Source organism: Bradyrhizobium sp. CCBAU 53421 (genome assembly GCF_015291625.1).
Lineage (GTDB): Bacteria > Pseudomonadota > Alphaproteobacteria > Rhizobiales > Xanthobacteraceae > Bradyrhizobium.
Map to the genome: position 1 here is coordinate 7,980,463 of NZ_CP030047.1, position 21,934 is coordinate 8,002,396.

Genomic DNA, 21,934 nt, shown 5'->3' on the forward strand with positions numbered 1-21,934 from the left:
CGCGAAGCATGGCAAGCTCGGGCCAATGAGTGATTTGCCCGATGAGCTGCCGAGCGATCCAGCCGAGTTGCGTGTCTTTGCCGCGGCTCTGCTGGATCGCTGCGCCAGGCTCGAGCGGTTACTCAAGCTTGCGAAAGATGCGCAGTTCGGTCGATCCTCGGAAAAGCTCGATGCTGATCAGCTACAGCTTGTTCTGGAGGACATCGAAGGAGCCGTCGCAGCTCTCGAAGCCACCGAAGATCGCGCCAATCCCAGAGTTTGCGAGAAGAGGACGGCCGAGCGCAGAGCCAACCGTGGTCAGCTGCCGGAGCATTTACCGCGCATCGTGGAAACCTTGATGCCGGCCGAGACCTGTTGCCCGTCTTGTGCGGGCGACCTCTTTGAGATTGGTCGGGATGAGAGCCAGAGGCTTGACGCCGTTCCGGCGCAGTATCGCGTCATCGTCACCCGCCGGCCCAAGCTCGCCTGCCGCGCCTGTCATGGCGTCGTCCTGCAGCATGCTGCTCCCGAGCGACTGATCAGGGGAGGATTGCCCACCGAGCGGCTGGTCGCGCATGTGATCGACGCGAAGTATCATTGGCATTTGCCGCTTTACCGCCAGGCGCAGATGCTGGCGACGCACAGAATAGCGCTGGACCGTTCCACGCTGGCCTTCTGGGTCGGCTATGCCGCCCAGGAACTGAAGCCGTTGTGGCATCGGCTGCGCCAGCTTCTGCTCGCCTCCTCGAAGCTCTGCGTCGATGAGACCCCGGCGCCGGTATTGGATCCGGGGCGCGGCAGGACCAAAACCGGCTACTTCTGGGCGCTGTCGCGCGATGACAGGCCCTGGGCCGGACCTGATCCGCCTGGAGTGGTTTATGCCTATGCACCGGGCCGCGGCGCCGTTCATGGCTTGCGGTTGCTTGAGGGCTATCGCGGCATCATCCACTGCGACGGCTATCAGGCTTACAAGACCGTGACCCGAGAGACGCGTGCGGACGCCCTGTCCGGGACGCTCGCCTTCTGCTGGTCGCATCTGCGGCGCCAGTTTGTGAAGATCGAGCGCGAGGCGGCACCAGCGCCAGCTCCGGTTGCCCGCGAGGCCCTCGAGCGCATCGCTCAGCTATATGCGGTCGAGAAGGTTCTCCGCGGCCGATCTGCGGACGAGCGCCGCGCCGGCAGGCACGCGCATGCCCGGCCTCTGGCTGCAGCCTTGAAGCCGTGGTTCGAGGCCAAGCTTGATCACCTTGCGCAGAAGAGCGACACGGCGAAGGCTTTGCGCTATGCGCTGCGGCATTGGGACGGCCTGACACTGTACCTTGATGACGGGCGCATCGAGATGGACACCAATGCTGTCGAGCGAGCGATGCGGCCGATCAAGCTCAACGCCAAGAACGCCCTTTTTGCCGGCTGCGACGAGGGCGCTGAGAATTGGGCATTGCTCGCTTCGCTCATTGAGACCTGCAAGCTCAATGGCGTCAGCGCCGAGCACTGGCTTGCTGACGTTCTCGCCAAGCTCGTCAATGGCTGGGCTGCGGCACGACTGGACGAACTGCTTCCCTGGGCGTCGACCTATACGATGCATACACACGATCCGAGGCTGGCGGCATGAGCCTGAACACGACCGCGGTCCGGATCAAGGTGACCCTCAAGGACGTGAAACCGGAGGTGATGCGATGCCTTGTCGTGCCGCTCACGCTGCGCCTTGATCGGCTGCATCTGACGCTTCAGGCGGCGTTTGGCTGGACGAATAGCCATCTCTTCGAGTTCCTGGCTGGCGAAGGACGTTGGGGCATCCCTGATCCCGATGGTGATTTTGGCCCCCAGCCCGTCGATGCCCGCAAGACGCGGCTCTCCAATATCGTTCAAGAGACCGGTGCGAAGACGATCCATTATCTCTATGACTTCGGCGACAGCTGGGACCATGTGATCAAGCTCGAAAAATGGTTCGAGAACACCACAACGGAGGGCCTGCCCTTCTTGCTCGAGGCCGCCGGTCGTTGTCCTCCGGAAGACGTCGGCGGTGCGCCAGGCTATGCCGAATATCTTGAGGCCATCAGCGACCCCACCCACCCGGAGCACGAACATATGCGCCTCTGGGGCCCGGAACGATTCGATCCCAACGTCGTCGACCGGAAGGCGCTTGAGGCGGCGGTCAACGCATTGTCCGACATATGGAAGCCGCGACGACGCGCTACGCGGACAAAGTAGGCGTCAAGCGTCAATCAAAAGGGCCGCAGAGCTACGCTTACCGTCTACCGTTCCGGTGACGGCCTCGGCCATGAAGGCGATAATCGGCTGCCAGTCCAGCCGCTGTTGAGCATCCTTGAGCGAGGCGTAGTGTACGCTTCCTTTTTGCTTTCGATATACGGCGACAGGTACAAGGGGACGTGCTTCTCCGCCGCCATCATAAGCGGAAGAAGGAGGCGGCCGACGCGGCCGTTGCCATCGCGGAAGGGATGTACCGCTTCGAAATGAGCGTGCGCGATCGCCATGCGCGTAATGAACCCTTGAGTCATCTCCTGCATGCCCTCGTTCCGCAGGAAGTCGATGGTCTGAGCGAGGCAGTCGGGAACATCGGCTGGGGCGGAGGATTCAAGCTCGAATACGCGATATCGCCTTTTCCGCCGATCCATACTACGCGGTTGCGGAGATCACCGGGGACGTCCTGGTAGTCTGGATCGTCCTTCATCACGGCGCTATGGAGATTTTGGATCAACTCCATCGTGAAGACGCCGTATCCATCCTTCGCCGCCAGCGGAATGAATCCATCCAGTGCCACGGCGTAGTTTCTTATCTGACGTGCTTCATCCCTGGGTAAGCGGCAAAGAGACCCCGTCTGGTGCGGGGGTGAGCGATCGGCTATCGGCTGCTGAGTTTGTAAGCCGATGTGAGCTTCTATGTCTGCGCCTAGTTCTGGAACTAGAACCTTCCATATGATCGAAGCGGTCGCCGACCGTCTTGAGGGAGCGCCGCGGCAGCTTCGTCGACACTGGTCGGACGAGTTTAAGGCTCAAGTCGTGACAGAGGCGCAGGAGCCTGGCGCGAGCGTCTCGGCGATCGCCCGCAGGATCGGCATTCACCCGTCCCAGCTATTCGCCTGGCGCCGTGATGCTCGGGCCGACCGACATTGCCTGGCGCGGCACTCGAGCTGCGAGGGGGTGGTGGCGTCTGCGGCAGGCGGGGTGATCGAGATTGCCATTGGCGAGGTGATCGTGCGCGCCGGCGTGGACGTCGACGAGGCGCAGCTGCAGCGGGTGATCCGGGCAGTCCGTTCGGCATGATCCCCTCCGGCGTGAAGGTGTTCCTGGCCAGTCACCCAGTCGACTTCCGCAAGGGGATCGATGGGCTTGTTGCGCTGGTGCGCGATGCGGGCTCAGATCCGTTCGACGGTGCGCTTTACGTGTTCCGGGCGAAAAGGGCTGACCGAATAAAGATCGTATGGTGGGATGGCTCCGGCGTGTGCCTCTATTTAAAACGGCTCGAGAAGGCGAGGTTCTGCTGGCCGCGGATCGGACATCATCGGGTGCAGCTGAATGCTGCGCAGTTGATGGCGTTGGTCGATGGGATGGACTGGAAGCGGGTCCGAACCGCGGCGGTCAAGCCGCCGGAGATTGTTGGGTAAAAGCACTGCGGCGAAGTGAATCAGTGAGCTGAAAGGGCAAGAGAACCGGGGCAAAATGTGCTCTGGTCGGGTCAATGACATCGCCCGATCTTAGCCTCCCGAATGACGTAGAGACGCTGAAGGCCATGGTTCTTGCCATGGCCGAGAAAGCGGCCCGCGCCGATGCTCTGGAGAGTGAAGTCGGCGATCTCAAGGCCCGCAACGCCGACGCCGATGCACGCATCGAGCGGCTGACGCAGATCCTGAAGGCCTTCGACCGCGCCCGGTTCGGCCGACGATCGGAAAAGCTCGGCTCGGCGAACGGCGACGATGAACAGCAGGCCTTCGTCTTCGAGGACGATCGAGACCGGCATCGCTGCAATCAAGGCCCAGGTCAGCAAGGGCCGTGCGCAGGCGGATGACAAGCGTGCACCGCGTCGGCGCAAGGGCTTTGCGCCCCATCTGGAACGGATCGAAACTGTTATTGAGCCGCAAGAGCTGGCTGAGCATGCCGGCAAGCAGAAAGTGCTGATCGGCGAGGACGTCTCGGAGCGCCTGGATGTGGTACCGGCTAAGTCCGTGTGATCGTCACGCGCCGTCCCAAGTATGCCTTCAAGAACGCGGACGGCGTCATCCAGGCTCCGGCCCCGGCCCACATCATCGAAGGAGGCATTCCGACGGAAGCGCTTCTGGCCCAGATCGCCATCGCCAAATATGCCGATGGCCTGCCGCTCTACCGGCAGGAGGCGATCTACGCCCGCGATCATGTCGAGCTGGACCGCCAGCTGATGGCACAATGGATGGGTAAGCTCGGCTTCGAGCTCGAGATCATGGCCGACTACATCTTCAGCGAGGTCAAGAAGGCCGAACGGGTCTTTGCCGACGAAACCACTTTGCCGACGTTAGCTCCGGGCTCCGGATCGACAAAGACGGCCTACTTATGGGCCTATGCCCGAGATGACCGAACCTTTGGCCGCAGCGGTCCGCCGATGGTGGCTTATCGCTTCGAAGATAGCCGCGCCGGCGAATGCGCGGTGCGGCACCTCTATGGTTATCGCGGCATTCTGCAGGTGGATGTGTGTGGACGCCCCAGTAAATGCAAGCAAAATCTAACTTCGGAACAGGCATGTGGTCGGGTGCTGACGTGTGTCCGGCCTCGTGATGCGACCTCGACACGTCGCGGGCCCTTATGGAATGCGTGGATTGGATCCAATTCGGCTACGCGTGCTCGCTGGCACTCATCCACCTGTTGATTCTTCCAATCCCAGTCCCTGACCGATTGCCCATAACCCTCCGTTAGACCTTACCACATCCCGACGTCTCCCGGCGTCTGGCCTTGCGTTACGCAGCGCCAGACGCTGGAGCTTGGTAAGCGCCACCGCGGACCATCAAGGCCCAGGCGATACGCGCCATTTTGTTTGCTAGAGCGACCGCGATCAGCTTTGGTGGCTTCTTCGAGAGCATTCTCGCGAGCCAGGATCCTGCTGGCGATCCATGTCGTCTTGCCCATCGCACGACGGCGGTCGCACCAAGCACAAGGAGGCGCCGGAGGTCTCGCCGGCCCATCCTGGAGATTTTGCCCAACCGATCCTTGCCTCCGGAAGAATTCTGTTTGGGCGTGAGACCAATCCAGGCCGCAAAATCGCGCCCCTTGGAAAAGGTCTCCGCCGACGGCGACAAGGCCTCTATCGCTGTGGCGCAGATTGCACCGATCCCCGGAATGGTCATTAAGCGAGAGGCCACCTCGTCCTGTCGCGCGCGCACTCGCAGTTCCTTCTCCAGCTCTGCAATCCGCTCGGACAGGGATTCCACGTGCTTCAAGAGATTCTGGCAAAGGCCACGAGCGAGGTCGGGTAGGTCCGGATATGTTGCCAGGAGCTCATGCAATCGGGGGATATGCCTCACGCCCTGAGCCACGATCAAACCGTATTCCGCAAGATGTCCGCGCAAAGCATTGATCGTCTGTGTGCGCTGTCGAACTAAGAGATCACGAACCTTGAACGCGATGGAAGAGGCTTGCTTCTCAGCGCTCTTGACGCCGACAAAGCGCATCGTTGGTCGAGACGCGGCTTCGGCGATTGCTTCTGCATCTGCTGCGTCGTTCTTCTGGCGCTTAACGAAGGGTTTCACGTAAGAGGGATGGATCAGCCGGACATCGTGGCCAATCTTGCCGATCTCCCGCCCCTAATAATGAGCGCTGGCGCAGGCCTCCATCGCGACCACACACCTTGGCAACTTGGCGAAAAACTCGAGCAATCTGCCACGGTTGAGTTTTTTGCGCAGGACCATCCTTCCATCCTGCCCCGCGCCGTGAACCTGAAACACGTTCTTGGCCAAATCCAAACCAACGATGCTAACCTCGTCCACGGACGTCCTCCTTACCGGGTTTCAACACCCACATCTTGGCACAATCGATGCCGTCGGGGGGCGTCCACTCCATCGGATACGCCGCCTATAACAAGCTCGCGCGATCCGATCGCGGCAATGATGGCATCTCGTTGGCTGGCTGCTGGTCACACTGCAGACGCAAGTTCTACGAGCTGCATGTTGCAGGGAGCTCGAACGTGGCAACGACGACGGTCGAGCGGATGGCAAAGCTCTGGCAGGTCGAGAAGACCGTACGCGGTCAAAGCCCCGACGCACGCGTTGCTGCGCGTCAGCAAGCCTCCGCGTCGATCGTCGAGGATCTCTTCGACCTCTGGCAGCAGACCTTGCGGCGGATCTCCGGCAAATCAAAACTGGCCGAGGCAATCGCTATGCGTCTCGCGCCGTGCCATCTTCGAACGCTTCCTGACCGATGGTCGCATCGAGCTCGGCTCCAACATCGTCGAACGCGCCATCCGGCCACAAACAATCACGAGAAAGAATAGCCTCTTCGCGGGCAGCGACGGCGGCGGACGAACCTGGGCGACCATCGCAACACTGCTGCAGACAGCAAAGATGAACAACGTCGATCCGTTCGCTTGGCTTGCCCTAACAGGCTGTTGAAGAAGTCTTTGATCGACGCGCGATGAATGGGATGTTGTCGCCGTTGGCGAGGCAGATCTCACCTTCGAGTGAGTCGTCATCCTGCAATTCGGCCCAGCCGTCACCATTGGCTGGCTCCATTTCGTCGTTTCCCTGCCAGCCGAACTCGACGGCATCGCCGTGGCAGGCTCCATGAATGGAGCCAGTGAGGCAATCGACGGCGAACTCGCCGCCGTCCGCATCGAACAGGATATAGGCGCCCGCCAGGGCCATATCGTAGCCTGGCGTCTCGACAACCCGCCACCTGCCCCGGATGCTCATGCCGGCGCCGCCAGAAGCTTGGGAAGCCGGATTAGATTGTATGCTGCAAGCGCCAGGACGAAGACGGCATCGACCCGGTCGCGGCCTCGCAGTTTTACCTTGGCCAAACCAGCGGAACTCTTGATCCAGCCGAACACCTCTTCGATCCGTTTGCGGCAACGCTGGCTGATGTCATAGCCGCTGTGGCGTGTGGTCCGCGCGTCGATCGCCGTCTTGCGCCGCTTGCCGGTCTTGCTCAGATGTCCGTCGATCGCGATATGCGGAGTGACCGACCTCTCTCTGAGATCGTGCACGAACTGCGTGACGTCATAGGCCTTATCGGCCCCCAGAGTGATCCGCTTCGTGCACCTGCGCCTGTCGATCATGGCAAGCGCAATCTCCCGTTCGGCGGTGCCCGTTGCTTGGCTCACTCCACCCAAAACCGCCAAGCCATTGCGGTTCTCCATCAGAGCATGGCCCATATAGCTCAGCTTGGCTGGCTGGCCGTCACCCTTCTTGTAGAGCCGCGCCTCAGGATCGGTCGTGCTCTCATGGATCTGGTTGGATCGCTTCTCCTTATGGAAGCTGCGCTCGGCGTTGCGTCCCGGACCATCCTGGTCTTTGTCGCTGCCATCCTTCTTCCGGAAGCTCTTGATCGAAGCCCAGGCTTCAATCAGCGTCCCATCCACCGAGAAATGATCGCTCGATAGCAGACGCTTGAGCTTTGGCTGCGCCAAGAGCGCGTTCAGGAATTTGGCCGCAATCTCGCCCTCGAGCAGCCAGTCGCGGTTCTTCGAGAAGGTCGAATGGTCCCAAACCACATCGTCCACGCCAAGCCCGACGAACCAGCGGAACAGCAGATCGAACTCTATCCGTTCCATTAGATGCCGTTCCGAACGAACACCATAGAACGCTTGTAGAAGCATCGCCCGAAGCAACTTCTCCGGTGCGATCGAGGGGCGACCGAAGTCCGTATAGAGCTTGCCGAACTCCCCAGAAAGGTCGCCCAGCGCCGCGTTCGCCAGGTCCCGGATCACCCGTAGCGGATGGTCGGCGCGAACCCGAGCCTCCAGGTCCACATAACTGAAAAGCGAGCCAGACCGTTCGTCACTCCCCCGCATCGCATCCCCCAGGCAAATCCTGGTTCTAGAGAATCACGATACAAAACGCTTCGCTACCGACTTCTTCAACAGCCTGCTAACTCTTCAGCGTATCGCCAACGGTTGGCCGAGCAGCGAAATCGATGCGCTGATGCCATGGAACCACGCCGCCTGACGGCCTCAGCTTGCCGCTTACATCCCTGGCACCATCGTCCCCCGTCTCTTCCACGGACAGCAGTTCGTCGAGGGTGCTCTGGGTACCTTCGATCGACGACGAACTGACCGCCTCGCGTCTGGTCAGCACGCGGCTGACGATGTAGGGGTCCTTCATCTGCGCCGCGATGGCGTCGACCTTGCCGAAAGCCGCTTGGGCAGCATCCAGAGCTTTCGCCGCCCCAGCTACCGAAACGCCCTCCTCGGGCGGCGCCGGCGGAACGACTCCGTAATGTGAATCGTACGGCGGCGGCAACCGCTTGAGGGTCTCCCGGATGGTGTGGCTGAGATCGCTCCGCTTCATGAAAAGCCAAATCTGGGCGTTGGGTTTCCTATTATAATTAGGGTTCCTGTAAAAAGCCATAGCAGACTGCGATCTCAGAACCCCAAAACAGGGTGTACGCATACGACGAAGACCGCCAGATTGGCTCATGCGCGTGAGAGCGGCAGCCTCTATGATGGCCGGGCGTTGTGTGAAGGTCAGGCGACCTGCTGATCGGCGGGCTTGTCGGCTTGGCGCAGGAGCTTCCATTCCCAGGGCAGCAGTTCGTGCAGACGCGATGCGGGAAGATCGGCGATACGGTCGAGGACGTCGGCGAGCCAGGCTTTCGGATCGACCTCGTTGAGGCGACAAGTCGTGATCATGGTCAGCATGATGGCGGCGCGGTCGGCGCCACGCTGGCTGCCGGCGAAGGTCCAGTTGCGCCTCCCCAACGCGATGCCGCGCAACGCTCTTTCAGCGGCGTTATTGCTGAGGCAGATCCTGCCGTCGTCGAGGAAGCGGGCGAAGTCGTCCCAGCGCCTGAGCATGTAGTTCATGGGCTTCAGGACCTCGGAGGAACGCGATAGGGTTTCTCGCTCGCGGAGCAGCCAGTCGTGCATGTCGTCGAGCAGCGGCTTGCTCTGCTCCTGGCGCACGGCACGCCGCTCGTCGGCGCTGCGGCCGTTGATGGCGCGCTCGATCTCGAACAACGCATCGAGGCGTCTGACAGCCTCCAGCGCGATCGGGGAGATCGGTTTGCCTCTCTGGCCTTCCCGGGCATTCTTCTCGATGTCGGCCAGTTCGAAGAAGCCTCGCCGTGCATGGGCGAAGCAAAATGCCGGCGTGACCGGCAGCACCTTCTTCTGCGGGTCGAACAGCGGCTCGAAGCCGTTGTAGCAATCGGCTTGCAAGATACCGGCGAAGGCGGCCAGATGCTTCTGGGGATGCTTGCCTCTTCGGTCGCTCGAGGCGTAATAGACCGCCGCCGGCGGCGCAGGCCCGGCGAAGGGGCGGTCATCCCGCACGTAAGTCCAGATCCGTCCGGTCGTGCACTTGCCCTTCGCCAGGATACGGATGGTGGTGTCATCGCCATGTAAACGCTCGGCAGTGAGCACACGGCGTTCGATCAAGTGGAACAGCGGCATGACCGCGAAGGTCCCGTGGCCGACCTGGTCAGCCAGCGTCGACAGCGGCAAATCGATCCTCTCGGCCTTAAAGCGCGCACTCTGGCGGTTGAGCGGGATATGCATGCCGAACTTGTCGAACAGGATCGTCGCCAGCAATTTTGGGCCGATGAAGCCGCGCGGCGTGGCATGGAACGGCGCCGGCGGCTGGCTGATCTTCTCGCAATCGCGGCAGCTGAACTTCTCGCGCACTGTCTCGATGACCTTGAAGCGACGCGGGATCTCCTCCAGCGTCTTGGTCACATCCTCGCCGACCTTCGCCAGCCGCGATCCGCCGCAGCAGGCGCAGCTCGTCGGAGCGTCAATGACGACACGCTCGTGTTCGATATCGTCCGGCCAGGGCTTGCGCACCGGCCGCTTGCGCGTGAAGGGGCGGACGTTCTGCGTCTTCGCCGCTGCGGCCTGCGCGGCAAGCTCATCCTCGCTCGCCGCGGCGACGAGGTCTTCGAGCTCCAGTTCCAACTGCTCGAGCAGCCGCGCCGTGCGCTCGGAGCGCTGCCCATACAGTTCGCGCTTGAGCTTCTCGATCCGCAGCTCAAGATGTGCGATCAGCGCCTCGTTGTCCGACAGCTCCGCCCGCGCACTGGCAGCTACCGCCTCGGCTTGTAGCCGCGCCTCACGTTCGGCCTGCAGCGCCGCCAGGGCACTCGCAAGATCCGATGGAAGGTCGTCCGGCTTCGATATCATGAAGCCATTGAATCAGATCAAGCAGCAGATTCAAACCCAAAACGACTATCCGACCCGTGTCGGACGCTGGGTTTCTTGTGGGTTGCGCCAATCGATTCCGGACAACAGGTAGCTCATCTGCGCCGGTGAGATCGTCACTGCTTCGCCCGCAACCGATGGCCAGATGAACCTTCCTCTTTCGAGTCTTTTGGTGAACAGGCATGCTCCTTGGCCATCGTGCCAGATCACCTTCACAAGATCGCTGCGGCGACCGCGGAAGACGAACAGATGACCGCTGAGCGGGTCTTTGCGCAGCACCTCCTGTACTTGGAGTGCCAACGACGGAAAGCCTCGGCGCATGTCCGTGTAGCCTGTCGCGAGCCACACTCGCGCGCCTGTCGGAACCGGAATCATCGGCGCACCAGGGCATCGACAACGCGACGTAGCGCGTCTCCATCAACGTCGCCATCGACCCGGATGCGGTGTCCGCTACCAAGGTCGATCTCGATGATGCCCTGGCTCCTCCGTCGACGCGCCGGCGCCGTCGTCAATGGCGCTTCGGCCACATCCCGCGGCGGCACAGACGGTCCAATCTCGACCGGCACGAACGGAGCTATACTCGTCTCACCGTGCTTGCAAAGCTCTTTGCGCCACCTGAACAGCTGGCTCACATGAAGGCCGGCCATGCGAGCTACCTCGGAAACAGTAGCTCCGGGCTCGAGCGATGCTGCAACTAGCCGTTCCTTCTCGTCTCGCGACCACCGACGCCGCCGCTCGACCGATGTGATCACCTCTGTCCGCGAAATCGTCATAGCGCTTCTCCTAGGATTACCCCTAGGACCTGCAGCGCTCGCCTCCGTCAAACAAGGCGGCCGTCGACGGATGGATACAACAGGGTTCCATAGCTCGCCAGCAGGAACTCGCTGTTACGTTCTTTATATGTTCCTATGCCCATGACGGTACTATCCAAGATAGGACACTCGCTACGGGGAATGAGGAGGACATTCACGTCGACGTCACCGCGGGCTTTTTACGATGGCTATTTCGGCGAGCACGTCCTGTCTGTGAAGTTGACCGGGAAGCGCAAGCTTGGCTGACATCAACAATGAGAGCGTAGGGCAAAATTCGTATTCGCGCCGATTGCCCAACGAGTTCTGGCCATCAGGCATCGGCCGCCGCTCTGATCTCTCCACCAAGTGCTGAGTGGTAAGACCTCGAAATCCTTGTGAGGTGGGGCTAATGGATCGCGTGCGTCCTTCTAGCCCTTGGCATTCATCAACCTAGTCGCAGCGGCGAGCCTGAGTGCGTTTGTGGCGATTTATCTAGAGATAGGACCCAGTTAGCGAAGCCCCTCCAATTGAGCGACCCCAGCAACTTTGGGCCCTGTGTAGAGGCTGGAGCCATCAACCGGACCCAGGTTGGATCGGGTGCGGACTACTGCACGAACATCGCGACGCCGATGATGACGAGCGGAGTTAACCCCAGCATTACGATGAACGCGCTTTCAAGTATGCCACTGCCCATGACACAACTCCTGCGAGATGTTGCAAATCCACGCCAAATGGACTTTGGCTGAAAGTGCAGATTGTGCCGGCAATCTACTGAAACCAAGTGGCGCCCCTCTTCGGCTCTTGGGTCAGATGAAGAACGGATCGCGACCCATCGAAATTGATGGGGCCAGAACATCCGATAGCGGACTCAGTAGTCCTACTGATAACGGCCAAGGCACGGTTTCTGCTCGCTTAATCGGAATCAGCAAACTCCGAAATCCGACTTGGGACACGGGCTTAAATCCGTCTTATGGCGACCCCGACCGGCGAGTTAGCGAATACCGCCCGAGCATGGATGGAAGGCCAAGCTCGCGCCCTCCCCAACGACGGCGTGCACCTTATCTGCCGCGCCCCTCATTCCAGCGGCACGGAAAGCAAAGGCGCTTTCTTACCGTGCTCGCAAGCTGTTGGTCCGTTGAGCGGCATGACCGGAGATGAGGCAACCGACGCGACCTCGGTGCGGCTGATGAATTCGGTCAGATTGGTGTTTGAAGACCACTCCAGATAACTGACCAGGACAAAGACAAGCGCGAGGACAACGAGAATGCCGAGCACCGACGTTGTGGCTGTTCCTGACCAGCTTTCGCTGCTGAATAATGACATCAGGACCTCCGAGACCGAAGCTGTTACCCCATGTAAATCATCTCGCAATCATCATGTGTGAAGGGCCCCACATCTCACGCGTACTTGATCCGAAGTCATAAACCAAGGCTCGTCGGTACGAAGGGCCAAGACGTTTCGGACTCCTGCCGGCCTAAATTGACGATGGCAGCGAAATCTTCTGCCTTAGCTGATCGTGCAAGCCCTTCCCGGCGATCCGGGCGGCACCTGGCAACTTCTGTCGACCGACAGGACACAGCGACGCCGACCGGGTCCATGAACCCGGCTGGACCCGGGCAAGGCGATCAATTTCACGAGGCATTTGCATACCATGGACGCGATATTCGACAGGGTCTCGGTCAGCGGCATGAACCGTGCAGTAGTTTTGTTGGCAGGCATTTTCAGTGTCCCGATTCAGGGATAAAGCGCCGGGCGTGTTCTCTTGACAACGAGGTCGTCTTTGTTCGGGACACTGGGCGCGATCTCGTACCTAGATCGATCAGGGAGGGACAATGAGCCACGACCTACCTCCGCAACAATCCAGATTCGTCGTTCGAATGGGCACCACAGGCTGGATGGTTTATGATCGTGAACGCAAGGGGCCGGCGCTGTTAAAGGATCACAGCTTGGCCGAGAAGCTATCCAAGGAACAGGCAGAGCGAATAAGACAGGTACTCCTTGATGGTTCGATCAAGCGTCGACCATGATCCCCGAAGTCAACCTTCAATTCAAGGAAACGAAGGTCTACCTGCATTCAGCCTCGCTCCTAGAACCTCGCGTGTAGAGAACAGCCTCGCTGACGCGCCGTTGTACAACCGGGCCTGGTGAGTTTGAACAGTTCCTTGGCACCTGCCGGTCATCAATGCCGATGACTTTGAGACAATCGGCCGGCGAACGGCAGCGGCGTCGGACAACACGCGGAAGCATGTCCTGCTGGCAGCATTTGCCGTTTTGCTCAGCCCGTTGCCGGTCGGCGATCAACCGCAGTCACGTATCGCCAATATCGACTACCAAGGTTCAGCAGCTCCGGTCGCTGTTACCAACAGTCGAGCAAACGATGTCGTCAGCGACGCTCGTCAGCTGATCGACAGGTAGGCTTGCTAGGGGCAGAACGCTTGCACGTTGACTGTCCTCTTGGACTTATTCGGTCGATGAAATCGCAGCAAGCTTCGCAGCAGTATCGATCCATTTGCCGCTGGGGGATTGGTGGGAACCTGCCCGACTCGAGGCTAAGAGCCGCCGTGCACGTGCAACGCGAGTGATCATTGCGCCGGGCAATCACCGCCTTGGCGGCCTTGAGAAGCGACGGGTATATCAGCGGCTTCACCCGAGCCGTGGCGGATTGGGTCGAAGTATCGACAGGATATCGGACTCCCGGCTCTACGCGCGAGCGGATTCTGGAAAATTGGGTTGCCGAAGAGGGGCAGGGCGAAGCCGAGAATCGCTTTTTAGACGCTCAGAGCGCGGCCACGTCGATCACGCCTTCTCTTCCTGTTTCGTACGTCGCGTACAAACCGTCGGAGACTGGACCTGCTCAAATAAACTACGCGAATTTTCGGTTTGCAAAGCTATGACATCGCATGGCGTCAAACCCCGCTGCGGAGATCTGTCCATCATTGCCTTACGCTGGATCGTAATATACGAATGCGAGCTAAGTCGCGGGCACCACGTCTACGGTCATATGATCCGTCACATCGTTTTCTTCACAGCCAAGGAAAAATCCGATATCGACCAAATCATCGAAGGTCTATCGGTTCTCACCTCGATTCCATGCGCACGCAGGCTCGAGATTGCCGCTAACCGCAAGAGCGATCAGCTAGGTAACGACGTTGATGTCGTGGTGTACGGTGAATTCGACAGCGAGACAGATCTCGCTGCCTACAAAATGCACGATTTGTATCGAGAAGCGATCCGCCGCGTACGGCCACTCCGCGAGCTGCGGTTTGCAGCTGACTATGAGCTATCAACAAATGTGCATTTCGCTGGAATGGCAGGAGTGAGCCAGGCTCCTCCGCTGAGCCGACTATCTGGCCGCGGCTAGCTTGATCATCATGCTCAGGATTCTTGCGCGTAGAACAACGAGCACTCGTTTGAAACGGCGTTCCGCGGCTCGGGCATCTGCCGGTCGTCGATAAGAGATAACCTATGCACATCCGCGAGCTGCAGTGGATTGAGCCTGTCACGGCCCTGCGATGCCTTGCGCGGCGGCCGGAGCTTACTTTTCTTGATAGTGCGGCAAGCCATGAGCTGCTTGGGCGATACTCATATCTGGCCTGCGAGCCGTTCGGCACCTATCTGGTAACCGACGGACAAGCAAGTTGGAATGGAACGGCCCTCGCAGGCGATCCGTGGCAGTCGCTTCGCGACCTTCTAGCCAGATACAAAGAAGCGCATTGTCCCGATCTCCCCCCCTTTCAGGGCGGTGCAAGCGGCTTCCTTGCTTATGATCTGAACCGAACACTCGAGCGGGTGCCATCGCCATCCAATTTTGGTCTGCGATTGCCTCAATCAATGCTGCATTTTTACGACGTGGTGGTCAGCTTCGATCACCGGGAAGGCAGGTGCTGGATCGTCTCGACCGGATGGCCGGAGCAGGATCCTACTCGACGAACCGAGCGCGCACGACGTCGCGCCGACGAGTTTGCCGCGCTACTTGCCAAACCAAAGTCGCCGCGAATCATAATCCCTAGCACCGCCGGCGCATGGCATTGCAACTTCAGCCGTCAGCGCTTCATGGCAGCGGTCCAACGCGTCATCGACTTGATCATGGCCGGAGATATCTTCCAGGCAAACATCGCGCAACGCTTCAGTGCCAGGGTTTCGCCCCTGTTCGACCCGCTCACCTTCTATTGCCAGCTCCGATCATTGAATCCGGCACCGTTTGCGGCTCTCTTGCGCTATGGTAAGCTTACGATCGCATCGAGCTCCCCCGAGCGATTTCTAAGACTTGATGGACGGCAGGTCGAAACACGTCCGATCAAGGGAACAATCGCACGCGCCGCTGATTCCGCAGAAGATGCGCGCCGGGCCAAACTCCTTCTTGCCTCCGAAAAGGATCGCGCGGAGAACATTATGATTGTCGACCTGCTGCGCAACGATCTATCACGGGTTTGTACAGACAATTCGGTCGAGGTTGCCGCACTGTGCGACCTGGAATCCTATGCGTCGGTGCATCATCTCGTCTCGACCGTCCGAGGCGCACTTTCTGCAGGCCAGGACGCTGTCAGCCTGCTTCGCGCCTGCTTTCCCGGCGGCTCCGTCACGGGCGCTCCAAAAGTGCGAGCAATGGCGATCATTGCAGACATCGAGAAAGTGGCGCGGGAGGTCTATTGCGGGGCGATCGGCTTCATTGGATTCAACGGGCACATGGACACCAACATTGCGATCCGAACGATTGTGATCGACGATGACCTTGCTGTGTTTCAGGCAGGTGGAGGGATAACGGCGATGTCAGATCCTGAAGCTGAGTATGAGGAGACGATTGCCAAGGCACAGCGGCTGTTCGATGCCTTCGGTTCCGATAGATGTGATGCATTTTGATCGTCATCGTCGACAACTACGATTCCTTTGTCTTCAACATTGCTCGCTATTTTCGTAAGCTTGGCGCAGAGACGGAAGTTGTCCGAAACGACGCGGTCAGCCCTGCCGACCTCATTGCTGTTAAGCCGCGTGCAATCGTAATTTCTCCCGGCCCCTGCACACCGAAGCAGGCCGGCGTATCTACTGACGTCGTTCGCGAACTTTCGGGTCGCGTGCCACTCTTAGGAATCTGTCTTGGGCACCAATGTATTGGAAGCGTTTTCGGCGGTCGCGTAGCGCGCGCACATTGTCCCATGCACGGCCAAGCCTCCCCCATTAACCATGACGGCCGAGGCCTGTTCAAAGCTCTCCCATCGCCACTTTCTGTCGGACGGTATCATTCTCTGGCGGTCGAACTCGATGAGTCAGACGCGCATCATCTCGTCGTGACCGCCCGTTCAAACGAAGGTGAGGTAATGGCTTTGGAGCACCATCGCCACCCAACCTATGGCGTACAATTCCACCCGGAGTCAGTACTTACGCAACAAGGTCAGAGGTTGCTCGAAAATTTCTTGCAACTGGCAGACAGTTTCGAAGTTTGAGCCCGGTCCCCAAGAGCGGTGTAACGGAAAGCGCGAAAGAACTCGGTTCGTACGCTACGTACGCAACTTTTTCTTTTAGTGCGGGCTCGATTGAATTACTTGAGGCGGCAAAGCGTAGCTCTTCGCATCACCTCCATTCGATGAGCAGGGATCATCCTCTGGCATAGTGGCAAAGTGCTTGTTCCGAGATCCGCCAAGCGATTGGCGGTGCCTTGCGGTACTCTCGCTACCGCTGCCCTCACGGGCGTTTCCTCCCTAGACTTGGCCGCCGGTCCTAAAGGATCGGCGGCTTCCTTCGATATCGGCCCGCTTCTCAGATCAATCCGCACTTGAGAAAAGCGGGGTCTGACGGCGGCCGAGGGCGTAATGGCAACTAGAGGAATTTATGCAACACAGGGGCGTGCAATTCAGCATTCAAGAAGCATTGCCGGGCGAATGGCGCTACAGTTTTAACGTCGATGGCAAGAAGATCAGTGGCAAGACTCACACGAGATTGGAGCTTCTTGCAGTCCGTCGGGTTAAGGATCGGATTAATCGTGCACTGAATCACAGCGTGGAAAGTCAGAGTTGATATAGCAGTGGTCTCGCCGGCGTCGTGTCCGCCGCTCCGGTGATCCGCATCCGAACTCGCCGCTGGCCGGCGCGACCGGACCAGGCGCCGCCACCGATTCCGGGTCACCCTCGCTGGTACGAAGCCATCTGCTCGGTGGCATCCTTCGCTCGGGGCGAAACGACGGTCGAAAGCAGATTGTGCTAAGCACCACATGCTGGTTTTCGAATCGGCGTCGTCATGTCCACGATACGGGCAGGCACCTACTCTCGCTCGGGTGACTTGATTGAGCGCCATGACATCTGCCGCCGAGATGGTTTGAAGGGCGCTTCGCTGGAGCGACATCCAGCACTCTTGGCCGTAGACTTGCAGACTCGACCACCTGCGCACGCGTAAGCTAGGGCGCGGACTCATAACGCGCGGCCAGCCATAGGCGGATGGATGCGAGTTGGACGAAGGCAAGGTAGTTTCCCGCAAGCCTATCGTAGCGCGTCGCCACCCGACGACATTGCTTGATCCTGTTGAAGAACCGTTCGACGCGGTTGCGAGCGCGATAGAGGTAAGGGCTAAAGCAGATCGGATCGCTGCGGTTGCTTTTCGGCGGGATATTGGCCCACGCGCCTTTATTCATGGCAAGCTCTCTGATCCAGTCGGCGTCATAGCCACGGTCGGCAAGCAGCATTGATCCGGATTTGAGACGAGACAGCAGTTTTCCGGCAAGTCGAACGTCGTGCGCCTCGCCAGAGCTCAACGCAAGCCGTACCGGCAGACCATTGCCATCGACTACCGCATGGATCTTGCTCGTCAAGCCACCGCGTGATCTTCCCATCGACTGGCGCTGGTTCCTTCTAATGCAGGCCGCCTGCTGATGCACACGGACGATCGAGGTGTCGATCATCTGGACAGCGGCATCATGGGCAGTCGCAAGCGCATCTATGATACCGCCCCAGACGCCAGCCCGCCGCCAACGGACGAAGCGGTTGTAACACGTAGTGTACGGACCGAAGTTCTCTGGCAGGTCGCGCCATGGCGCCCCGGATCGCAAGACCCAGAAGATGCCATTGAGGACACGACGGTCATTCACTCGTGGCACACCGCGCGACTTATTCGGCAGCATCGGCTTAATGGCAAACCACTCATTGTCCGTCAGTTCGTAGCGCATGATTCGACCCCTTCCGTCGGATGGCTTGAATCATGGTTCGGCCGTCAGGCTCAACTGGTCGCTATGCACCCGAAAGCGGACCTATTATGCTCACCTTGAGTTTTGTCGTTCATGGCCCACAGGCTACATTTCCGTCTCCAGCGCGGTCAGTGTTCGCGTTCCCAGGTCAGAGTGCCGACGACTTTTTTACCCTGATAGATGCCAACGGAGCTGACTTGTTCAGCCGTCCGAAGGCTCAACTGATCACCCTCCAACTTGAAAAACCTCACTTGATCCAGCCCGGTGAGGAGTTCGTTGCCCGATATGTCGACCTTGGTCGTGAACTTATCTCCGTCGATGGTGAATTTGCCGGTGTAGACAAGCAATGACTTGAGCAGCGCCACTGCCTCTTCGTTGTTTGTTGCAGGCTTGCGGTTCGCTCCGACAATAATGAAGGCCGCATACCCGTCTGGCGTGAAAGCTGCCCTACCTTTCGGGTTGGGACCGAATGGCTCGGTTGCATCGCCACCGACAATGTGAATGGTCCATGAAGTCAGCTTCCAACTTCCGACCAGCAGCTTCGATGCGTCGTCCGCAAACGCGGGTCCAGACGGAAAATAGCAATAGAGAGCAACGAATAAGGCAACGAGACGCGCCATGCTGTTCTCCCTGAATGGCAAGTCGGGCTCCAACAAAAATGAGGATAGCCCGGACAATCAAATGTTACGAGCCTCGGACTGCGACTTGAGACGTCGAAGAATATCGCAAGCACGCCTCATTGAAAAATCATATGCCGGCCGATCGAAGGACGGGCTTGTCCGCATCATGTAGCCGTGGCGCACGCCAGGAAAGATGTGCAAATCGACGTTGTCCATGCGCACCGCCACGTCACGATACGCCTGCAGCACCTCGGCCGGAGCGCGATCGTCCTCGTCACCCCACATCAAGCAGACTTGCTCGCCGACCCCGGCAAGCTCGTGAAGATAGTCCAGCATTTGGGACCCGTGGCAGCAGATACCTGCGGCATAGCCAAGTCGCTTCGGTCCGAGAATCGCATAGGGGCCGCCGTAGCAAAACCCCATCACCGCCGCGCGGCCGTTGAATTGCGGGATGGTGCCGAGGTGTCTCAAGGTGCCGATCATATCGTCTTCGCCAGCCTTGATTTGCTCGAGGCGCGGCTGCGCGCGCTCGGCCGCACGCGGGTCGTTCCGAGGCAGCGGTCCGGCGACCGAACGCCAGAACAGATCCGGCACCGCCGCGATGAACCCGTGTGTCGCCAGTTCGTCGGCGATCGCGATCATGTCGGCATCCACGCCGTGAATAGCGGAAGCAAGCACGACGGCAGCGACCGGCTTGTCCGTCTCGGGCACGACCAGATAGCAATCGAACGCGCCGCCAGCCTTCGCGAAAATCTTGCTGACTTTCCCCCCCCCATTTAAAACTCCGTCTATTCCGGTCGGATCTTCGCGAAGCTGATCACTTTGGCCCACTTCTCGGTTTCGTCTGCCATCAACTTGCCGAAATCGGCGGGCGAGCCGCCCAGTGCCGTCGCGTCGAGACTGCGCAGGCGCATCCTGAACCCCGCATCGGCCAGCGCGGCGTTGGCCTCCTCGTTGAGCCTGTCGATAACAGCGCCAGGGGTGCCTATCGGCGCGCCGATGCCGAACACCGAGCTCGCCTCGTAGCCGGGCACGAATTCGCCGATGGAAGGCACATCCGGTAATGCCTGGGAACGCATCGCCGTCGTCAGCCCGAGCACGCGCAGCTTGCCGCTCTCGATAAAACCGATCGCGGGCGCCACATTGGCAAAGACGACCTGCACCTGCCCGCCGAGCAGATCCGTGATGGCGGGCGCCACGCCGCGATAGGGCACATACTGAAGATCCAGCCCCCCGGCGGCCTGCTTGAACAATTCCGCGGCGATGTGGGTGATCCCGCCCACGCCGCCACCCGAACCGTAGGCGAGTTTCCCGGGATTGGCTTTGGCATAGGCGATGAACTCGGGAATCGTATGGGCAGGAACCGATGGGTGGATCACCATCACCAGCGCGCCACGGATCAGCCCTGCGACCGGCGCGATATCCCGCAGGAAGTTGAAATCGAGATTTTCATAAAGCGTGGCATTGATCGCGTTGGAAGAGCCAGCCAGCAGGAGCATGTAGCCGTCGGGCGGCGCGCGCACGACCGCGTCAGTGGCAAGATTGCTTCCTGCCCCGGGCCGGTTCTCGACGATGAATTGCTGGCCGAGCCGCTCCGACCACCAATCTGCGACCAGGCGCGCGAGAATGTCGTTTGGGCCGCCGGCGGCGAAGCCGACCATGATCCGGACCGGCCGGGAGGGATAGGTGTCGGCGTAAGCCAGGCCCGACAGCAGCGGCGGTACCCCGGCTGCGAAGCGTAGAAATTGACGTCGAGAGGGAGTCACAGCCTTTGCTCCGTCGAACCTGCACTCACGGGGGCTCTCTTCAACGGCAAAGGATAGTTGATGCTGCCATAAACGCATAAGGCTATTGTCTGATGAGACCATCTCAAAACAGATATTGGTACTCTCATGCAGATGAGCGATCGCATCGGAAAGCGAATGAAGCTGCAGGATCTCCACGTGCTGATGGCGGTGGTGCAGGCCGGCAGCATGGGCAAGGCGGCCGTCTTGCTTAACACCACCCAGCCCAATATTTCGCGATCGATCGCGGAACTCGAGCATGCGTTTGGCGTCCGCCTGCTGGATCGCCACCGGCGCGGAGTCGAGCCGACCGCGTGCGGCCGCGCCCTGATCGATTGCGGTGCCGCCGCATTCGACGAGCTACGGCGGGGCGTGAAGAGCATCGAATTTCTGGCCGACCCCACCGCCGGAGAGGTGCGAATTGGAAGCACGGCTGATCTGGCGGCGAGCTTCGTTTCCGCGCTCATAGACCGGCTCTCGCGGCGTTATCCGCGGATCAGATTTCAGCTCGTGACCGGCTACATCGAGGCGCTGCATCGCGACCTCCGCGAACGCAAAGTCGATCTGTCGTTCGTGCGGAGTCGCGGCCCGATTGCCGACGAGAGGCTGCATTTTGAGTTTCTTTTTGAAGATCGCTACGTCATTGCGGCGGGCGCGAAAAATCCATGGACGCGCCGGCGCAATATCCAGCTGTCTGATCTGGCGGAGGAACGTTGGGTGCTTCCGCCGCGGGAGAGCGTGATCGGCTCCATCATCACGCAAGCCTTTCTGGCCCGAGGGCTTGCGTATCCCCAGGCGACGGTGGTCACCGATGCCCCCAATATGCGGGTCAGCTTGCTGGAGACGGGGCGGTTCATCACGGTTTTCCCGGCTTCCACACTGAAATTTCTCGCCAGGGAGACGGCGCTCAAGGTCTTGTCAATTGAACTGCCGGCGGACCGTCGACCGAACGGGATGCTCACGATCAAAGATCGCACCGTCAGCCCGGTTGTGCAGCTCGTCATCGACAGCGCCCGTGAGCTCGCTAAGCCAATGGCGAAACGAAAGTGACGCGCCGCATGGCGGTTTGTGGCCCATTTGCGAAGTTGCGCCGTGTCTGACAGAGGTCCGCTCATTGCGGCAGAGCGGACGGGATTTGCTCAACCTGAGTTCTTCGCATTTTGACCCATCTGCGACATTGGCCCGAAATCGGGAACGCAACTTCCTCCCGCGACGCAGTAGTGTATTGTCCTTTCGTATCGAGCGCAGATCGGA

19 protein-coding genes and 4 pseudogenes are annotated in these 21,934 nt (G+C 59.9%); 10 read left to right on the top strand and 13 right to left on the bottom strand.

Annotated elements, in window-relative coordinates; translation table 11 throughout:
* Positions 1–25: 25 nt before the first annotated feature.
* Together XH92_RS37095 and XH92_RS37100 are read left to right on the top strand one after the other, a co-directional pair.
* Positions 26–1,591, top strand: a complete 1,566-nt coding sequence (locus tag XH92_RS37095; protein ID WP_194456488.1) for an IS66 family transposase — start codon at positions 26–28, stop codon at positions 1,589–1,591.
* A complete protein-coding gene (locus XH92_RS37100) occupies positions 1,588–2,190 on the top strand; it encodes a plasmid pRiA4b ORF-3 family protein (RefSeq protein WP_194456489.1) in 603 nt (200 codons plus the stop codon). The genes XH92_RS37095 and XH92_RS37100 overlap by 4 nt, the downstream gene beginning before the upstream one ends.
* Positions 2,191–2,234: 44 nt before the next feature.
* On the opposite strand, the gene XH92_RS37105 is transcribed toward XH92_RS37100, so the two are convergent.
* Entirely contained in the window at positions 2,235–2,615 is a 381-nt protein-coding gene (locus tag XH92_RS37105; protein WP_246787952.1) for a Fic family protein, read from the bottom strand.
* A gap of 300 nt (positions 2,616–2,915) precedes the next feature.
* Between XH92_RS37105 and XH92_RS37110 the strand changes: the two genes are divergently transcribed.
* The 3 genes and pseudogenes from XH92_RS37110 to XH92_RS37120 all read left to right on the top strand — a co-directional run.
* A complete protein-coding gene (locus XH92_RS37110; protein WP_246787954.1) occupies positions 2,916–3,263 on the top strand; it encodes a transposase in 348 nt (115 codons plus the stop codon).
* On the top strand, positions 3,260–3,604 hold the full coding sequence (tnpB, locus tag XH92_RS37115; RefSeq protein ID WP_027583889.1) for an IS66 family insertion sequence element accessory protein TnpB: 345 nt from the start codon (positions 3,260–3,262) through the stop codon (positions 3,602–3,604). The genes XH92_RS37110 and tnpB (XH92_RS37115) overlap by 4 nt, the downstream gene beginning before the upstream one ends.
* A gap of 74 nt (positions 3,605–3,678) precedes the next feature.
* Positions 3,679–4,680: pseudogene (locus XH92_RS37120) on the top strand (IS66 family transposase); the annotation flags it as partial.
* Between the two features lie 244 nt (positions 4,681–4,924).
* Here XH92_RS37120 and XH92_RS37125 read toward each other — a convergent pair.
* Positions 4,925–5,950 (bottom strand): annotated as a pseudogene (locus tag XH92_RS37125) (IS110 family transposase).
* A gap of 74 nt (positions 5,951–6,024) precedes the next feature.
* On the opposite strand from XH92_RS37125, the pseudogene XH92_RS37130 reads away from it, so the two are divergent.
* Positions 6,025–6,571: pseudogene (locus XH92_RS37130) on the top strand (transposase); the annotation flags it as partial.
* Here the strand turns inward: XH92_RS37130 and XH92_RS37135 are convergent.
* The 7 genes and pseudogenes from XH92_RS37135 to XH92_RS37165 all read right to left on the bottom strand — a co-directional run bounded on the left by XH92_RS37135 (position 6,557) and on the right by XH92_RS37165 (position 12,428).
* Positions 6,557–6,871: a hypothetical protein gene (locus XH92_RS37135; RefSeq protein ID WP_194456491.1), complete on the bottom strand. Its 315-nt coding sequence runs from the start codon at positions 6,869–6,871 to the stop codon at positions 6,557–6,559. The pseudogene XH92_RS37130 and the gene XH92_RS37135 overlap by 15 nt on opposite strands.
* Complete coding sequence (locus XH92_RS37140) at positions 6,868–7,971, bottom strand: IS5 family transposase (RefSeq protein WP_194456492.1); 1,104 nt, start codon at positions 7,969–7,971, stop codon at positions 6,868–6,870. The genes XH92_RS37135 and XH92_RS37140 overlap by 4 nt, the downstream gene beginning before the upstream one ends.
* Before the next feature lie 235 nt (positions 7,972–8,206).
* A pseudogene (locus XH92_RS44145) lies at positions 8,207–8,695 on the bottom strand (Fic/DOC family N-terminal domain-containing protein); the annotation flags it as partial.
* Positions 8,644–10,296 carry an IS66 family transposase gene (locus tag XH92_RS37150; protein WP_194456494.1) on the bottom strand — a complete coding sequence of 551 codons (1,653 nt, stop codon included), beginning with the start codon at positions 10,294–10,296 and terminating at the stop codon, positions 8,644–8,646. The pseudogene XH92_RS44145 and the gene XH92_RS37150, both read right to left, overlap by 52 nt.
* Positions 10,297–10,341: 45 nt before the next feature.
* Entirely contained in the window at positions 10,342–10,689 is a 348-nt protein-coding gene (gene tnpB / locus XH92_RS37155) for an IS66 family insertion sequence element accessory protein TnpB (protein WP_027584861.1), read from the bottom strand.
* Positions 10,686–11,087, bottom strand: a complete 402-nt coding sequence (locus tag XH92_RS37160; protein WP_194456495.1) for a transposase — start codon at positions 11,085–11,087, stop codon at positions 10,686–10,688. Before XH92_RS37160 ends, tnpB (XH92_RS37155) begins: the two co-directional genes overlap by 4 nt.
* Positions 11,088–12,179: 1,092 nt before the next feature.
* Positions 12,180–12,428, bottom strand: coding sequence for a hypothetical protein (locus XH92_RS37165; RefSeq protein ID WP_194456496.1), 249 nt, complete (start codon positions 12,426–12,428; stop codon positions 12,180–12,182).
* 1,678 nt (positions 12,429–14,106) lie between these two features.
* Between XH92_RS37165 and XH92_RS37170 the strand changes: the two genes are divergently transcribed.
* The 3 genes from XH92_RS37170 to XH92_RS37180 all read left to right on the top strand — a co-directional run bounded on the left by XH92_RS37170 (position 14,107) and on the right by XH92_RS37180 (position 16,546).
* A complete protein-coding gene (locus tag XH92_RS37170) occupies positions 14,107–14,466 on the top strand; it encodes a Dabb family protein (protein WP_194456497.1) in 360 nt (119 codons plus the stop codon).
* 104 nt (positions 14,467–14,570) lie between these two features.
* A complete protein-coding gene (pabB, locus tag XH92_RS37175; RefSeq protein ID WP_194456498.1) occupies positions 14,571–15,965 on the top strand; it encodes an aminodeoxychorismate synthase component I in 1,395 nt (464 codons plus the stop codon).
* Positions 15,962–16,546 (top strand): aminodeoxychorismate/anthranilate synthase component II, encoded by a 585-nt coding sequence (locus tag XH92_RS37180; protein ID WP_194456499.1) that lies wholly within the window; start codon positions 15,962–15,964, stop codon positions 16,544–16,546. The genes pabB and XH92_RS37180 overlap by 4 nt, the downstream gene beginning before the upstream one ends.
* A gap of 947 nt (positions 16,547–17,493) precedes the next feature.
* On the opposite strand, the gene XH92_RS37185 is transcribed toward XH92_RS37180, so the two are convergent.
* The 4 genes from XH92_RS37185 to XH92_RS37200 form a co-directional block, all read right to left on the bottom strand.
* Entirely contained in the window at positions 17,494–18,258 is a 765-nt protein-coding gene (locus XH92_RS37185; protein WP_194456500.1) for an IS5 family transposase, read from the bottom strand.
* A 146-nt stretch (positions 18,259–18,404) separates the two neighbouring features.
* Positions 18,405–18,896, bottom strand: a complete 492-nt coding sequence (locus XH92_RS37190) for a lipocalin-like domain-containing protein (RefSeq protein ID WP_194456501.1) — start codon at positions 18,894–18,896, stop codon at positions 18,405–18,407.
* Between the two features lie 57 nt (positions 18,897–18,953).
* Entirely contained in the window at positions 18,954–19,727 is a 774-nt protein-coding gene (locus tag XH92_RS37195; RefSeq protein ID WP_194456502.1) for a dienelactone hydrolase family protein, read from the bottom strand.
* Positions 19,685–20,839 carry a tripartite tricarboxylate transporter substrate binding protein gene (locus XH92_RS37200; protein WP_246787956.1) on the bottom strand — a complete coding sequence of 385 codons (1,155 nt, stop codon included), beginning with the start codon at positions 20,837–20,839 and terminating at the stop codon, positions 19,685–19,687. The genes XH92_RS37195 and XH92_RS37200 overlap by 43 nt, the downstream gene beginning before the upstream one ends.
* Between XH92_RS37200 and XH92_RS37205 the strand changes: the two genes are divergently transcribed.
* Complete coding sequence (locus XH92_RS37205) at positions 20,819–21,730, top strand: LysR family transcriptional regulator (protein WP_194456503.1); 912 nt, start codon at positions 20,819–20,821, stop codon at positions 21,728–21,730. The two genes, XH92_RS37200 and XH92_RS37205, sit on opposite strands and share 21 nt — an antisense overlap.
* Positions 21,731–21,934 lie beyond the last annotated feature (204 nt).